This window comes from Acinetobacter sp. 742879, assembly GCF_000588535.1.
GTDB classification, from domain to species: Bacteria; Pseudomonadota; Gammaproteobacteria; order Pseudomonadales; family Moraxellaceae; genus Acinetobacter; species Acinetobacter pittii.
The window spans coordinates 150766-167033 of the sequence record NZ_JFYC01000004.1; the positions used below are offsets into that span (position 1 = coordinate 150766).

18 protein-coding genes are annotated in these 16268 nt (G+C 39.3%); 3 read left to right on the forward strand and 15 right to left on the reverse strand.

Translation table 11 applies throughout. The features are described 5' to 3' along the window. Positions 1 to 46: 46 nt before the first annotated feature. From J690_RS11550 to J690_RS11590, 11 genes are all read right to left on the reverse strand, one after another. On the reverse strand, positions 47 to 691 hold the full coding sequence (locus J690_RS11550; RefSeq protein ID WP_032035929.1) for a MiaE family protein: 645 nt from the start codon (positions 689 to 691) through the stop codon (positions 47 to 49). Between the two features lie 6 nt (positions 692 to 697). Beyond that, a complete protein-coding gene (gene pdxJ / locus J690_RS11555) occupies positions 698 to 1423 on the reverse strand; it encodes a pyridoxine 5'-phosphate synthase (RefSeq protein ID WP_032035931.1) in 726 nt (241 codons plus the stop codon). 13 nt (positions 1424 to 1436) lie between these two features. Further along, positions 1437 to 2150 (reverse strand): DNA repair protein RecO, encoded by a 714-nt coding sequence (recO, locus tag J690_RS11560; RefSeq protein ID WP_016146115.1) that lies wholly within the window; start codon positions 2148 to 2150, stop codon positions 1437 to 1439. A 9-nt stretch (positions 2151 to 2159) separates the two neighbouring features. Then, positions 2160 to 2363 (reverse strand): NF038104 family lipoprotein, encoded by a 204-nt coding sequence (locus tag J690_RS0104320; RefSeq protein ID WP_032035932.1) that lies wholly within the window; start codon positions 2361 to 2363, stop codon positions 2160 to 2162. A 17-nt stretch (positions 2364 to 2380) separates the two neighbouring features. After that, positions 2381 to 3403 carry a GTPase Era gene (gene era, locus J690_RS11565; protein WP_079381034.1) on the reverse strand — a complete coding sequence of 341 codons (1023 nt, stop codon included), beginning with the start codon at positions 3401 to 3403 and terminating at the stop codon, positions 2381 to 2383. Between the two features lie 11 nt (positions 3404 to 3414). Then, entirely contained in the window at positions 3415 to 4107 is a 693-nt protein-coding gene (gene rnc / locus J690_RS0104325) for a ribonuclease III (RefSeq protein ID WP_005067830.1), read from the reverse strand. After that, a complete protein-coding gene (locus J690_RS11570) occupies positions 4079 to 4453 on the reverse strand; it encodes a DUF4845 domain-containing protein (RefSeq protein ID WP_017386241.1) in 375 nt (124 codons plus the stop codon). The genes rnc and J690_RS11570 overlap by 29 nt, the downstream gene beginning before the upstream one ends. 24 nt (positions 4454 to 4477) lie before the next feature. Next, positions 4478 to 5305, reverse strand: a complete 828-nt coding sequence (lepB, locus tag J690_RS11575; RefSeq protein ID WP_032035935.1) for a signal peptidase I — start codon at positions 5303 to 5305, stop codon at positions 4478 to 4480. A gap of 75 nt (positions 5306 to 5380) precedes the next feature. Beyond that, positions 5381 to 7198, reverse strand: a complete 1818-nt coding sequence (gene lepA, locus J690_RS11580) for a translation elongation factor 4 (RefSeq protein ID WP_002118606.1) — start codon at positions 7196 to 7198, stop codon at positions 5381 to 5383. 175 nt (positions 7199 to 7373) lie between these two features. Further along, on the reverse strand, positions 7374 to 7826 hold the full coding sequence (locus tag J690_RS11585; RefSeq protein WP_032035937.1) for an acyl-CoA thioesterase: 453 nt from the start codon (positions 7824 to 7826) through the stop codon (positions 7374 to 7376). Between the two features lie 122 nt (positions 7827 to 7948). Further along, positions 7949 to 9325 carry a Do family serine endopeptidase gene (locus tag J690_RS11590; protein WP_017386238.1) on the reverse strand — a complete coding sequence of 459 codons (1377 nt, stop codon included), beginning with the start codon at positions 9323 to 9325 and terminating at the stop codon, positions 7949 to 7951. Between the two features lie 230 nt (positions 9326 to 9555). Here J690_RS11590 and nadB point away from each other — a divergent pair, with 230 nt between their 5' ends. Continuing rightward, positions 9556 to 11199: an L-aspartate oxidase gene (gene nadB / locus J690_RS11595; RefSeq protein ID WP_032035939.1), complete on the forward strand. Its 1644-nt coding sequence runs from the start codon at positions 9556 to 9558 to the stop codon at positions 11197 to 11199. Between the two features lie 57 nt (positions 11200 to 11256). Here nadB and J690_RS11600 read toward each other — a convergent pair whose 3' ends face one another. The 4 genes from J690_RS11600 to pabC all read right to left on the reverse strand — a co-directional run bounded on the left by J690_RS11600 (position 11257) and on the right by pabC (position 14303). After that, positions 11257 to 11673: a PaaI family thioesterase gene (locus J690_RS11600; protein WP_032035941.1), complete on the reverse strand. Its 417-nt coding sequence runs from the start codon at positions 11671 to 11673 to the stop codon at positions 11257 to 11259. Between the two features lie 136 nt (positions 11674 to 11809). Then, positions 11810 to 12409: a dTMP kinase gene (tmk, locus tag J690_RS11605; protein WP_032035943.1), complete on the reverse strand. Its 600-nt coding sequence runs from the start codon at positions 12407 to 12409 to the stop codon at positions 11810 to 11812. A gap of 9 nt (positions 12410 to 12418) precedes the next feature. Continuing rightward, on the reverse strand, positions 12419 to 13489 hold the full coding sequence (gene mltG, locus J690_RS11610; RefSeq protein WP_017399254.1) for an endolytic transglycosylase MltG: 1071 nt from the start codon (positions 13487 to 13489) through the stop codon (positions 12419 to 12421). Position 13490: 1 nt separating this feature from the next. Continuing rightward, a complete protein-coding gene (gene pabC, locus J690_RS11615; protein WP_032035945.1) occupies positions 13491 to 14303 on the reverse strand; it encodes an aminodeoxychorismate lyase in 813 nt (270 codons plus the stop codon). Between the two features lie 263 nt (positions 14304 to 14566). Between pabC and J690_RS11620 the strand changes: the two genes are divergently transcribed. Both J690_RS11620 and J690_RS11625 read left to right on the forward strand, forming a co-directional pair. Next, positions 14567 to 15574, forward strand: a complete 1008-nt coding sequence (locus tag J690_RS11620; protein ID WP_001212602.1) for a sulfate ABC transporter substrate-binding protein — start codon at positions 14567 to 14569, stop codon at positions 15572 to 15574. Between the two features lie 30 nt (positions 15575 to 15604). After that, positions 15605 to 16213 (forward strand): RBBP9/YdeN family alpha/beta hydrolase, encoded by a 609-nt coding sequence (locus J690_RS11625; protein WP_005073133.1) that lies wholly within the window; start codon positions 15605 to 15607, stop codon positions 16211 to 16213. Positions 16214 to 16268 lie beyond the last annotated feature (55 nt).

A 16268-nucleotide genomic window follows, 5' to 3' on the forward strand; every position in this document is an offset into this window, starting at 1 on the left:
AAAGTTTACCGTGAAAGGTAAACTTTTTTATTTGAGACATCCAAGACTAAGCAGGAATACCACTATGAAAACGGAAAGTATCATCTGGTGTTAAAATCAGATTCTTTTCAACTTCACGGATATGATCAATTCGCTGTTGAATATCCTCTTTAGGATCTTTCATTTTTGCAGTGGTTGCCACATCAAGCGCAAGAGCTAGATAGTCTTCAAAATGACGAGACTCTGACTTAAGCAAGTATCGATAATAACGTCCTAACTCATCATCTACACGCGGAGCAAGTGCATAAAAACGCTCACATGAACGAGCCTCTACGAATGCACCAATCACCAGCACATCAATTAAAGCTTCAGGCTCATACGTACGAATCTCTTTACGCAACCCACCTGCATAACGCCCAGCACTTAAGCCAGTCCACTCTTGACCACGCTTAGCCATAAGCTCAAGCACTTGTTCATAGTGAAGCATTTCTTCTCGTACAAGTTGAGCAAGTTTTACTTGTAAGTCAGGAAAGAAGCTATAGCGGAACATTAAGTTCATTGCTGTACTAGCAGCTTTCTTTTCGCAATTAGCATGATCTTGCATCAAGATATCTAAATTATTGATTGCTTCATCCAACCATGCATTTGGTGTTTGACATCCTAAAAAAGCCACCACAGGTTGCATTAACTCATCGTAATTGATACTCGACATAACCAACTATCCTGCTGCCTGAATCGCTGTTTTCATATCTTTAACAGCTTGAACCAGACCTACAAAAACACTTTCAGCAATAATTGAATGACCAATGTTTAATTCATGAATTTGTGGAATAGCTGCAATTGGTGCAATATTTTTAAGGTTAAGGCCATGACCTGCATTTACAACCAAACCTTTTGAAGCTGCATATTCAACACCTTTGATAATGCGCTCTAACTCGGCTTGTTGATCTTGCTTCGTTTCCGCATCTGCATATGCACCCGTGTGCAACTCAATCGTAGGTGCGCCACACGCAACTGCTGCATCAATTTGGGCTAAATCAGCATCAATAAATAATGATACGTCGCAACCAATGGCCGCTAAAGTTTGAGTTGCAGCTTTAACTTTTTCAAAGTTACCCACTACATCCAAACCACCTTCAGTTGTTACTTCTTGGCGTCTTTCTGGAACAAAACACACGTGCTGCGGCTGAATTTCTTTCGCAAACTCGACCATTTCATCAGTAACAGCCAACTCTAGGTTCATACGCGTTTTTAATAATGGACGCATGCGACGTACATCGTCATCTTGAATATGGCGACGGTCTTCACGCAAATGCAAAGTAATCCCCTCTGCACCCGCTTCTTCACAAATAAGAGCAGCTTCTACAGGGTCTGGATAAGTAGTACCGCGCGCCTGTCTCAAAGTAGCAACATGGTCTATGTTTACACCAAGCAATGCAGCCATAAATAAATCCTAATTACGATTGAGTTTGAGTATTTTGAATCCACAATTGTCGACTTTTTAGGGGACGATCTCCTAAAAGCGATGTAATCATTTGACGGTATAGTTTACCTAATAATTGCAATTGTTCGTGAGAAAAATCCTGGCCTTGCTCATAATCCAACATAGATAAAATTGCTTTACCCGACAATGAAGAACGACTTGCCTGAACAACGGGCGCAAAACCTTCGGTCACCTGAAATTGATAAAACTGGTGAGCCTGTATTGGCTGTTGTTGAGTATCGATTGAGAAATCAATCGCGTAACCCAGCTCAGGAAGTAAAACATGTTCGAACTGACGCAAAATCTGTCTCAGAAAAAGATCAGGATTTTCGTGGGAAGATAATTGCTGTAATTGAAGCAGGGTTAATTGATATTGCTCAAAAGATTGTGGCATTGCCTCTTCTAATGGGCAAAGTCTAAGAACAATTTCATTTAAATAAAATCCAGCAAAAAAAGCATCACCAAAAAAGAAAACTGGCTGATTTAATATTTCCAGCTTAGTAAAATTTTTGAGTTCACTTTTACCTGTGGCTTGCAGTCGAATAGGCTGATATTGAGGGGGGGGAGTCTGCCTTAAAATACCATCGACTCGCCCATACTCCTGAGTAAAAAGATGCACAATATGACTTTTTTCGCGGTACTTACGGTGATGAATCATATATCCATGGAGGACTTCATTGCGCATCATAAAAAGAATCTATTCCTCAGATTCTTTTTCTTTTTTATCATCCTCATCATCCCCGTCAGGAATAACAGCACCTACAACAGCTGCCGTACCTTTAACTACACCTTTGGTAGTTTTATAGGCGATACCTACTGGTACGGTTACAAGCTTATATACACAACCTTGTAACATCAATATACATCCAACTATAGCGATTAATGATGTAATTGTTTTCATACCAGCATCCTTATCCTTTAGATATCACTGTATCCTAAGCTTTTTAGAGCACGCTCATCATCAGACCAGCCACCCTTCACTTTTACCCAAAGTGTGAGCATAATTTTTTGCTCAAACATTTTTTCCATGTCTTTACGAGCATCCATACCAATCGTTTTAAGCTTGGCACCTTTTTCACCAATCACAATGGCTTTTTGACCAGCGCGGTCTACAAAAATCGTTGCATCGATATAGGTACAAGCCGGCTTTAAACGACCAGTTTTTTCATTAACAGTTGCTTCTTCTGTTTTGAAAGATTCAATTTGTACTGTTAAATCATAAGGAAGCTCTTCACCCAACTGACGCATGATTTTTTCGCGAATAATTTCACTTGCCAAGAAGCGTTCAGAGCGGTCAGTAATCTGATCAAATGAATACAATGGTGGTTGATAAGGAAGGTATTTCTCAATCGTTTCACTCAAGTGTTCTAAGTTTGCACCACGCAAAGCAGAAACAGGAACAATCTCAGCAAAATTCATAAGTTTGGCACGTTCTTGAATGAGAGGTAGAATCTCTCTTTTATCTTCAAAAGTGTCGGCCTTATTAATGACTAAAATAACCGGCATTTCAGCGTTCTTGAGTTTTTCAAGCACTAAATCGTCGTTTTGAGTCCACTTATAAGCATCAATAACGAATAAAACCAAGTTAACGTCACGTAATGCAGAATGAGCAGCACGGTTCATCATTTTATTAATAGCACGCACTTCTTTTTTATGCATACCTGGGGTATCTACATATACCGCCTGCATCTTTTCGCGCGAATCAATACCAATAATTTTATGACGTGTTGTTTGAGGTTTACGCGAAGTAATAGAGAGCTTTTGACCCAATAAATGGTTCATGAGGGTAGATTTACCCACATTTGGACGTCCCACAATCGCCACAAATCCGCTCTTAAAATCCGAAGGGATTGTTACGCCTTTGGAACTAAAAAATTGATCAATCAGATTATTAGGATCTTGGTTTTCATTTGAATCTGGATTGATTTGATCAGAATGCATCGACATGCAGGTTATTGCTCCAATAACTTTAAAATTTCCGCCGCTGCTGCCTGCTCGGCAAAACGACGACTTGAACCCTCACCATAAATCTTCGGTAAACCATCTACCACACATTCCACTTTAAAGTGCTGATGAGGTGCATCACCCTGAATATCTACAACCTCGTAAACAGGGAGAGGTTTTTTACGTGCTTGTAGATACTCTTGTAAACGTGATTTCGGATCTTTGAGTTGATCCGTAGGTTCTATATGGTCTAAATAGGGTATGTACCATTTTAGCACAATATCTTTAAGTAAGTTGAGATCACCACTATCAAGATAAATTGCACCAATAATCGCTTCTACCGTATCTGCTAATATTGACTCACGATGATGACCACCAGATTTCAACTCGCCTGTACTTAATATTAAACACCGACTAAGTTGCAAATCGGTTGCAATCTTACCTAACGCTTCTTGGCGAACTAAAGTCGCACGCATACGCGTGAGACGACCTTCATTTTCATTTGGATAGGCATGATATAGATAATTGGCGATTATCATGCCTAATAATGAATCGCCGAGAAACTCTAAGCGCTCGTAATTGTATTTGTGACTCACCGAACGATGAGTCAAAGCTAACTGTAACAATTCAAGCTGCTTAAATTGATATCCGATTCGACTCAGTAAGCGAGGATCACTTAGTTTGAACTGATGTTTTATCAAAACTCTTCTCAAATGTTAAAACTAAATCAATATTGAATAAGAAAGGTTTTCTTACTTCATATTTCTTTTTGACCGTTAGACCTGACTGATTAAACACTTGAGCGATCTCTTTAAAATGGAGATCACGAATATTGTTCATTTCGAGTCGCTGATCCATTTGTGCTACAAACTTTTGTGGTGTGATCTCAGAAGAGCTTTCTTGTAAAAGCTCTTCTATCTGATTATTAATCAGCCGATCATCCCAATATGCTGGCCAAACTGCAAGTACAGCTTTTACTGCAACTGCAAATATAACCACCCCAAATAAAATTGCTAAATACGAAGTACCCTGTTGTGCCTTACGCATTTCTTTTTTTCCTAATGGTTGTTTTTAATCTATTTTTCCATTTCGGCTAAAGTTAGGAAGGTGTAAACCCGGTTCTTTATGCATCCACACGTAGAATGCTCGTCCTGTTAAGTTTTCTTCAGGAACGAACCCCCAGAAACGACTGTCTGCACTTTGATCGCGGTTATCCCCCATTGCAAAGTAATGTCCTTTTGGTACAGTCACTTCCCAATATAAACCGTCTTGGTTCGCATATTTACCATTTTCAACATAGTTGATAAACGGTGCTTGGCGCGCCACATTTACGCCTTCAAGCTCACGCATCGTAAAGGTATGCTCACCAATCGTCTCTTTATGATAAATAGACGTTGGCGTATCCATCACATCTTTTTCACGGCTGAACTGTGTTAATACTTTCGGTACTTTCTGCCCATTAATAATCAATTGCCCATGGTCATAAATAATATGATCACCAGGTAAACCGATTACACGTTTAATATAGCTAATAGTCGGTTGAGGTGGATAACGGAATACAATTACATCACCACGCTTCGGTTCGCCTACATCAATAATCTTCTTATTAACGATAGGTAGACGTACACCATAATCAAATTTATTCACCAGAATAAAATCACCAGTTTCTAAAGTTGGTACCATAGAGTCCGATGGAATATTAAATGGTTCATAAAGAAATGAACGAAGCACAAGTACTACAGCTAAAACTGGCCAAAAGTCATAGGCCCATGTAATGACAAAATTTTCGTTCCCGCGTCCTTTATTTGCACGCTGTTTTAATACAAGTTTATCTAACAACCACACTGCAAATAGAATCAGCGTAACTGGAACAAGAATTAAATTAAAATCAAAATCCACATGACCTCACTCGCAGCCTCGCTGCTTGTATTACAGTGGGGAAAAGAAATTGTTCACTTCCCCCACCCTCATTTCTTATCTTTCTACTTTCAATACAGCCAAGAACGCTTCTTGTGGAATTTCAACACTTCCCACTTGTTTCATACGTTTCTTACCTTCTTTTTGTTTAGAAAGTAGTTTTTTCTTACGCGAAACGTCACCACCATAACATTTTGCCAAAACGTTTTTACGCATCGCTTTTACGGTAGAACGGGCAATAATTTGTGCACCGATTGCTGCCTGAATAGCAACATCGAACATTTGGCGAGGAATTAAATCTTTCATTTTCTCAACCAATGCAATACCACGATGACGTGCATCATTACGGTGACAAATCATAGCCAAGGCATCAACCTTTTCGCTATTAATTAACACATCAACCTTAACTAAAGCTGAACTTTCAAAACGTACAAAGTTATAGTCTAAAGATGCAAAGCCACGAGAGCATGACTTTAATCTGTCAAAGAAATCCATAACGACTTCAGCCATCGGAATTTCAAAAGTAATAGAAACTTGGTTACCCAAGAATTTCATATCTTTTTGTACACCACGACGTTCGATACAGAGCGTCATTACGTTCCCTAAATATTCTTGAGGAACAAGGATATGACATTCAGCAATTGGTTCACGCAAATCTTCTACGGTCGATCCATCCGGCATTTTTGATGGACTATCGATGTAAATCGTTTCGCCTTTCTTGGTTAATGCTTCATAAATTACGGTAGGTGCAGAACTGATGAGATCAAGATCGTATTCACGCTCTAAACGCTCTTGTACAATTTCCATATGTAGCATACCTAAGAAGCCACAACGGAAACCAAAGCCTAATGCATCAGAACTTTCTGGTTCAAAGAATAAAGCCGAGTCGTTAATCTGCAATTTTTGTAATGCTTCACGGAACGGTTCAAAGTCACTCGCATCAATAGGGAAAAGACCAGCATATACTTGCGGTTTAACCTTTTTGAAACCAGGTAAAGTTGCAACGTCTGGTGTAGAAGCAAGAGTAATTGTGTCACCTACTGGTGCACCAAAAATATCTTTAATACCAGCAATAACAAAACCTACTTCACCAGCTTCAAGAATATCTGTTTCAGTATGCTTAGGATTAAATACACCTACAGAAGTGACCGGATGAGTTTGTCCTGTCGATTTAACCAACATTTTGTCGCCCTTGCGGATACGACCTTGTTTAATACGAACAAGAGAAACTACGCCTAAGTAGTTATCAAACCATGAGTCGATAATTAATGCTTGTAATGGTGCTTCACGATCACCTTCTGGCGCCGGAATAACATCGACTAAACGCTCGAGTACACCTTCAACACCTAAACCAGTTTTTGCTGAACAGGTTGGTGCATCTGTCGCTTCAATCCCGATAATTTCTTCAATTTCATGAATTACACGTTCAGGTTCAGCCTGTGGTAAATCAATTTTATTTAGAATAGGAAGAACTTCTAGACCTTGTTCAATTGCTGTATAACAGTTTGCAACTGATTGAGCTTCAACGCCTTGTGCAGCATCTACAACCAGTAGCGCACCTTCACATGCAGCTAATGAACGAGAAACTTCATAGGAGAAGTCAACGTGCCCTGGCGTATCAATAAAGTTAAGTTGGTATTCCTGACCATTTGGATGGGTGTAATACAGCGTGACAGAAGCGGCTTTAATGGTAATCCCACGTTCACGCTCAAGCTCCATTGAGTCTAAGACTTGAGCTTGCATTTCACGATCTTGTAGACCACCACACATCTGAATAAAACGGTCAGCCAATGTAGACTTACCATGGTCAATGTGGGCAATAATCGAGAAATTTCGTATATTTTTGATATCGACGGATTTTTTAGCTTGCGCCATGGGTTACCTTGAGAAAATATAGAGTGCTATGTAGCTTGTTTTAATACACAGCCAAAGCGGTTAAATAAATTGCGTGAGATTATAACAGATGCATATTTTAAAGTATCCAAAATAATCATGAGCTTTGTACTTATGTTTTAAAAAAGGACAGTCAAAGTAAGCGTATTACGTCCAACTATTGAGCATATGAAACGGTAAAATCATAAGGATTTATGCTTGAATCAAGCGGCGTATATGCATGAGTAAAAGTTGGCGACATTCGTTTTGGACGTCCTGTAGCAATTTCAATACATGCCCATTTGGTATTTCCAACAAATAATACGGCCTGATCTGATGGACGAAAAAACACATACTGGCGGAATGAATAAAGTGCATTAATGTCATCTAACCATGTACGTAACAAAATTTGTTCGCCTTCAAATGCAGCTTTACGATATTGCACATGATGCTCAACCGCGACCATGGCGTGTTTTAACTCAAGATACTTAGTTACTCCTACTCCCAAAGTTTCAACATGGGCAGCCGCTACATCCTGCATCCACTGAACATACATTACGTTATTTACATGTCCCAACGCATCAATGTGATGTGGCTGCACCTGAATATGTAAATCAAAAATACTACTCACAAATGAACACTCTTATTTATTAACCTTAAAACTGAAATAAGTGTAGGTAGATATCGCTAAACGCTCAAGATAAATAACAAAAACCACCCATTTTCAGGGTGGCTTATTGATTCTGTTGAGGATTATTGAATACGTAAACCAAGCATTGCGCGCTGTCCCTGACGAATAATAGCAACACGTGCTACGGTATTTTTCGGTAAGTTAGAAACAACTTTTGCAAAATCCTGACTATTTAAAATTTGATTATTATTGACTTGAGTAATCACATCGCCCGGAATGATATTCGACAATGATGCTAAACCACCACGGCGAACATCTTGTACATAAATACCACCTTTTACGCTCAACGCATTTTTTTCCGGTTCAGCTAGATCACGAATACTCATGCCTAAAACTGGTCCCTTAGATGCAGCACCTTGTAAACCAGTAGCAGGTGTTTCATCTGGTGCAGTCGTTAAAGTAGCTGAAATATTACGTGTTTTATCATCACGTAATACTTCAAACTGAACAGTTTGATTTGGCTGTACTTTGTTTAATGCATACAGTAAATCACTCGTACGAAGTACAGGCGCACCATTTAATTTTAAAATCACGTCGCCCGCTCTTAGCCCTGCTTTTTGTGCAGGTGAGTTCGGAGAAATTTGAGTAATTAAAGCACCTTCAGGTTTTGGTAATTTGTAGGCATCAGCAAGGTTTCGGTCAATATCTTGCATCATCACCCCTAGATAAGAGCGTGTGACTTTACCTTTTGTTTTAAGCTGGTCGGCAACATCCATTGCTACATCAATCGGAATAGAGAAAGACAAGCCCATATAACCGCCGGTACCGCTAAATATTCGAGAATTTACCCCGACCACTTCACCATTTTGATTAAATAATGGACCACCAGAGTTACCTGGATTTAAAGCCACATCAGTTTGAATAAACGGCACCGAAGTTTCACCGCTCATGTTTCGTGATTTTGCACTGACAATACCGGCCGAAGCTGAATAGTCAAAACCAAACGGCGAACCAATAGCTAAAACAGGTTCTCCGACACGTAAACGGTCAACATTTCCTACTCGTAAAGCTGGATAGTTAGTTCCATTTACCTTTAACAAAGCAACGTCTGTACGCTCATCACTACCCACCACGGTTGCATCAATTTCACGGCGGTCATTTAGAGTGATGCTAATACGAGAGGCATTTTCAATCACATGGTGGTTAGTAAGTAGGTAACCATCTTTACTAATAAAGAATGCACTTCCATAAGCTGTCTTTTCTTGTGGACCTTGTTGCTGTGGAATGATGACCTGATTGCCAAAGAAACGTTTTAAAATTTCAGGAACTTGCTGTTGCAACAGTTCATCCTGAGTCATTTTTTTTACGACATTGACACTCACGACTGCTGGACTAACTTGTTCAACCAGATTTGAAAAATCAACAGCAGCATTTGCTTGAACAGCAGCAACTGTAAATACCGCTGCATACATTCCTTGTTGTAAATAGCGAGATTTCATTCGGTGCTCACCCACAATTGGTCTACGAGAATAAGGATAAAACTGTTGTATCACAACGCTTTGAGGTTGTGCGTAACAATATGTTTATTTGTAATACGTCATCACAAGGAATATTTTACGCATTGCAACTTTTTAAGCCAATTGCAATTTTTCTCTGAGTTAGAGCGCTTAAGCTCTTGCCTTTTTAGGTAAAAAGGGGTGTCATTAGCGGACGTTTTAAATTGATGCGAATGGACATGCCTAATTTACAGACAATTCACCACTTTGACGTGATTATTGTGGGCAGCGGCGGCGCTGGTTTAAGTCTGGCTTTATCGTTACCAAATCATTTTAATATTGCAGTTTTAGCCAAAGCTGCTCTAACCGAAGCAAGTACCTTTTATGCTCAAGGTGGCGTTGCTGCTGTTCTTGATGAGACTGACTCTATTCAACAGCATATTAATGACACTATGATTGCAGGCGCTCATTTATGTGAAATGGACGCGGTACAACATACCGTAGAAGGCGGCCGCCCTTCTGTTGATTTTCTTTTAAAACAAGGCGTGCAATTTACCTTAGATGAAGATGAACAGCTTCATTTGACTCGCGAAGGTGGTCACTCGCAGCGTCGCATTATCCATTCTGCTGATGCAACAGGCAAAGCCATTTCAACTACTTTGGTTGAACGTGCCAAAGAACGTAAAAATATTACTATTTTTGAAAATTATATTGCGATTGATTTAATCACCTCGCATAAATTAGGCCATACCGACCAAGCGAATCGTGCTATTGGTTTATATGCATTAGATGAAAATACTGAAAAGGTTCATACTTTCCTTGCACCATTCACCGCGCTGGCTTGCGGCGGTGCGATGAAAGCTTATCTGTACACATCTAATCCAGATATTGCAACAGGTGATGGTATTGCAATGGCCTTCCGTGCAGGTTGCCGCGTAGCCAATATGGAATTTAATCAGTTCCACCCAACTTGTCTGTATCATCCTCAAGCACGCTCATTTTTAATTACCGAAGCTATGCGTGGTGAAGGTGCTTATTTGCGCTTACCTGATGGCGAACGTTTTATGTTGCGTTTTGATGATCGTGCAGAACTGGCTCCTCGTGATATTGTGGCACGTACCATTGACCATGAAATCAAGCGTCTCGGTATTCGTCACGTATGGTTAGACATTACCCACAAATCACCCGAGTTTATTAAAGAGCACTTCCCTACACTTTATGCAAGATTGCTTGAGTTAGGCATCGATATTACCCAAGACATGATTCCTGTAGTTCCAGCAGCTCACTATACATGTGGTGGTGTTGTGGTTGACTCAAATAGCCAGACGGATATTGAAGGACTCTATGCGATTGGTGAAACGTCTTATACAGGCTTACATGGTGCAAACCGTATGGCAAGTAACTCATTACTTGAGTGCTTCGTTTATGGCATGAGTGCAGCAAAAGATATTGAAAATAAATTTGATGAAAACTTCAAATTACCAGAAGTACCAACTTGGGATGACTCCCAAGTAACCAACCCTGATGAAGATGTGGTAATTTTACAAAACTGGGATGAGTTACGTTCGACCATGTGGAACTACGTTGGTATTGTCAGAACCACAAAACGTTTAGAACGTGCTTTACACCGTATTGAAATGTTAAAGCGTGAAATCACTGAATATTATCAAGACTACCGTGTTAGCAAAAACCTGATTGAGCTGCGTAACCTTGTTTTAGTATCGGAAATGATTGTTCGCTGTGCCATGCAACGTAAAGAATCACGTGGTTTACATTACACGCTTGATTATCCGGAAACTTCGAGTGAAATTCGTAAAACCGTTTTAACTCCTCCAAATTTTGCAGTAGAACAGCCGTTGGTTAATACTGACATTTAAGTTGTTCTTCTATAAAAAAGCACAGCTTTGGCTGTGCTTTTTTATTTGGTTTGATATTTATGCTCTAGGTGGGATTGAATAAGTCGCGGTCACATGCGCAACAGGTTCATCCAAACCGACCGAATAAATCCAAACCTCCCCCACCACTAAACTCTTTCCTACTTTCATGAGTTTACATTCACTACGTAAGTCTTGATCACCCGCGGGTTTTCTTAAAAAATTAATATTAAAGTTGGTGGTTACGGCTAAACCAACAATACCGATCTCACCTAATATCGCAATATATAAGGCAAAATCAGCTAATGTCATCATGGTTGGACCAGATATCGTGCCACCAGGGCGTTGATGCCTTTGGTCGACATGATAATAAACAACCGCTGCTTTGGGGGTGACTGATTCAATCGTGCAATGTTCAAGACTTGGTGGAAATTCCTTTTCAAGAAATGCCATGATTTCTTCTTTTGAGCTTTTCATCCTTGTTATTCTTCAATCTATAAATCATATGTAAGATAGCATAAGAAAATAGCAGATATTTTCTATGACGATTTAAATCAGAATTAACGTCATTTTTCACCACTCCCAAAAATATGAGAGTGGCTAATCCGATGGCCTATGCTAAATATTGCAAAGCCTGTTCAAACACCTGATCAGGACTTTGTGTTGCATCTAAACGTTTAATACGCTCAGGCTCAGCCTTCCATAAGGTTTCATAACCTTCACGAACCTTAGTAAAGAAGCTTAACTTTTCTTGTTCAAAACGGTCTAAAGCTCCACGTTCACGTGCACGGTTCATACCAAGTTCAATCGGTGCGTCTAGCCAGAAAGTCACCTCCGGCATGCGTGAAACGAAGTTCTGATTTAAAAGTTGTAATTTATCTTGGCTTAAACCACGACCAGAACATTGATAAGCAAAACTCGCATCGGTAAAGCGATCACTTAATACAATTTTGTTAGCTTCTAAAGCAGGCAAAATAACTTGTTGTAAGTGTTGAGCACGTGCTGCATAAATGAGTAATAACTCGGTATCATGACTCATATTTTCATCATGATTCACCGCCAAAAGCATAGAACGAATTTGCTCAGCTAACGGTGTGCCCCCCGGCTCTCGAGTTAAAACAACTTGTTTGCCATGCTCTTCAAAATGCTGATGAATTTTTCGAATGAGTGTAGTTTTACCTACCCCTTCCGTGCCTTCAAAGCTGATAAACATCTCTTTTCCTTATTTCTTCGATCTCAACACGGATAAATATTCTTGCACTGCTTGATTATGAGCTTGCAAGTCTGCCGTAAATTTATGTCCACCATTACCAGTCGCTACGAAATAGATGTTATTTGAATCATCTGGATGTAATGCTGCTTCAATTGCTTTTTGGCTTGGCAAAGCAATTGGAGTCGGCGGTAAACCATTAATGGTATAAGTATTATATGGTGTTGGAGTACGCAGGTCTTCTCGGGTAATGTTGCCTTTATAGTTATTACCCATTCCGTAAATAACAGTTGGATCCGTTTGTAAACGCATACCGAGTTTTAAACGGCGGACAAAAACTCCAGAAACTTGTGTAAGTTCACTGTCTAAACTCGTTTCTTTCTCAACAATAGAAGCCATAATTAATGCTTCATATTTATCTTTATAAGGTAAATTCGGCGCGCGATTGGCCCAAGCTGTATCTAGAGCTTTTATTTGACGATGATATAAATCGGTAAGAATTTTCTTGTCAGTCTCGCCTTTGGCAAAGAAATAAGTATTCGGCGCGAATAAGCCTTCTGGATGATCGTAAGGAATCCCAAGCGCTTTCATAAGCTGATCATTAGGTAAATCCAATATTGTATTTTTTACATTTTTATCATTTTTGAGTGCAGTAATAAGCTGCTTAAAAGTTGTACCTTCAATCACCAAAACACGATTCATCTGAGCATTATCAGCGTCAGATAACATCTCTAACACTTGTCTTACGCTCATCCCTTGTTCAATTTCATACACACCAGCTTTCATGCTGTCATGAATCATAAACTTTTGATAAAGCTTCAATATGATAGGAAAGCTAACTTTATCTTCTTTTGCCAAACGATCAATAAAACCAGAATAAGTTTCCCCAGATGTAATAGATAACATCTGTTTTTTGCCTTCGATAGGATAAGCCTTAAACAAACTTGACCATAAAATGGCAAACGTAAAGATTAAAACAATAAAAAGGCCAATTAGAACCAATCGCTTAGAAAATTTTGGAGCTTGTTTTTTGTTATTTTTCTTGGCGTTTTTTGCTTTCGCATTCACAGGTGGCTTCGGCATATTAATGAATCTGATTTAAGTTAAGGATATGAAATAAATCTATGCATGCCTGTGTATCTAGCGTTTTCTCGCCTAAATGAGTAACCACTCGCATAGGGTTTAAAGCATTACAAAAGAATAGACTTTGTATTTCAGATACTTCATCTAATTCAATCACACGTACTTCACAGGCAATACCATGGTGCTGCATACGCGCCAGAATTTCTGCCCGCATTACACCGTGGACGCCATTATAGCGAAGTTCAGGAGTAATCCATCTATCATTTAAACGAATAAAACAATTACTACTGACCCCTTCAACAATATAACCTTGTACATCAGTAACTAATGCTTCAGCCCACCCGAGTTGATCTGCTTCTTTTTTTAGCAATACTTGTTCAAGGCGGTTTAAAGATTTAAGCCCCACTAAGCTCGGCATGGTTAAACCTAGGGCCTGATTTAAAACACCACACTGGATAAAATCAGGCATACACGGCTCTAAAGCTTTTGGATAAAACCAGATATAAATATCAGCTTCATGTTTCGGCAAAGTATAACCGCGATCGCCTTCCCCACGACTAATCACAATTTTTAAAGTGCCGTTGAGTACGAGGTTTTGCTTTTGGAGTTGCTGTACACTCAGTTCAATTAATTCAAAATTTACAGTTAAAGACAGTTTTTGACATGCAAGTTTTAGACGTTGCCAGTGTCTTTCTTTAAGCTCAATTTGATTTTGAAAAACACGAATTGTGGTAAAGCACCCATCTCCATAATGAAAGGCTCGATCCAATAAAGGAATAGTCTCAACGGGTTGCCCATTTTTAAAACACCACATGTTTGTTCCATCCTTTACTAAAAGCCGCACAACAATACAACACCTTTCATTTAAATAATAAATGATTGATTTTAAAAAATTATACCGATTTCGTATCTGCTTTTGAAACTTGTTATATATCAAGATTTAAGAATAGTTTATCTCTTTTTATTATTTCTATTTTTTTCATATTAAATTCGTTTTTTATTATTTTTTTAGAATAAAGACTAGCGCTATTCTGCGTTCATGTTTTGAACATTTCATATTTTTTGAGGACTTATCTCATGCGTTTTTCTCAATTAAAAGTCGGGGTTATCGCTGCACTTCTTTCTGTTTCGTCATTTGCAGCCCAAGAATTTTTAAACGTTTCTTACGATCCTACTCGTGAGCTATATACAGATTTCAACAAACAGTTCGGTACTTACTGGAAACAACGTACTGGTCAAGATATTGAGTTTAAGCAATCACACGGCGGCTCTGGTAAACAGGCTCGTGCGGTTATCGATGGCTTAAATGCAGATGTGGTGACATTAGCACTTGCAGCAGATATTGATGAAATTGCTGAAAAAGCAAAATTACTTCCAACTAACTGGCAGAAAAAACTGCCACAAAACTCAACGCCATATACATCAACCATTGTATTTTTGGTGCGTAAAGGCAACCCAAAGCAAATTAAAGACTGGGCTGATTTAATCAAACCAGGTGTAGAAATCATTACACCAAACCCGAAAACCTCTGGTGGTGCTCGTTGGAACTACCTCGCAGCTTGGGCTTGGGCAAAACATCAACCAGGCGGCAATGATGCAAAAGCACAAGAATACGTTCGCCAAATTTATAAACATACTAAAGTTTTAGATTCTGGTGCTCGCGGTGCGACGACTACTTTCGCTGAGCGTGGCATTGGTGATGTATTACTGGCTTGGGAAAATGAAGCTCATTTAGCTATTCGTGAACAGCCGGGCAAATTTGAAATTATTACTCCGTCTCTTTCGATCTTAGCTGAGCCTCCAGTTGCAATTGTGGAGAAGAATGCAGCTAAAAAAGGCAACTTAACTATTGCTAAAGGTTATCTCAACTATTTGTACTCACCTGCTGGTCAAGAAATTGCAGCACGTAACTTCTACCGTCCTCGTAACGCAGCTGTTCTTAAAAAATATAGCAATGTATTTAAGCCATTGAAGCTTGTAACAATCGATAAAGAATTTGGTGGTTGGACAAAAGTACAAAAACAACACTTTGATAATGGTGGTGTTTTCGATCAAATCGTGAAAATCAATAGTGCAGAGAAGTAATTCTTTGCACTAAAGGTAAGGAGAACAGACATGATTCACACTGTAATTGTTCCGGGTGTAGGTGGCAGTGAACATCAGCATTGGCAATCTTGGTTGCAGCGTCAACTCGTGTCTAGTTCTCGTGTTGAGCAAAAAAACTGGGATAGACCTGTATTAAGCGAATGGGTTGAGCAATTCGTTAAAACAGTTCAAGCAGCTCAAGCTCCTGTTCAAATTGTTGCACATAGTTTCGGATGCTTAACGAGTGTAGCTGCTTTGGCTGAGCATCCAGAATTAAGAAGCCAAGTTAAGAAACTAATTTTAGTCGCTCCAGCGAATCCGGCACGCTTTGGGGAAGCAGGGTTTGCTCGCCATAGCTTGACCGACTACAAAGATTATTTTCATCAATTAAAAATTGATGTGCCTGCAACGCTACTCATTAGTGAAAATGATCCATGGCTCGGCTTTTTTGATGCGTTACAACTTGCAAAATCATGGAAGTTAAATCCCGTTAATCTTGGTGAAGTGGGCCATATTAATGTTGCCTCAGGTTTTGGGCCATTCCCTGATTTGCTGAACTATTTGATCCCAGAAGATTCGATGTGTAGTCACTCATCTATCGACCCGGTAAAAACACATTTCTCTCTGAAATTTGCTTAATACCAATCTTTATACCGCACTGTTTATCTTTATTTATTCGCTTACTGGTTTCAGC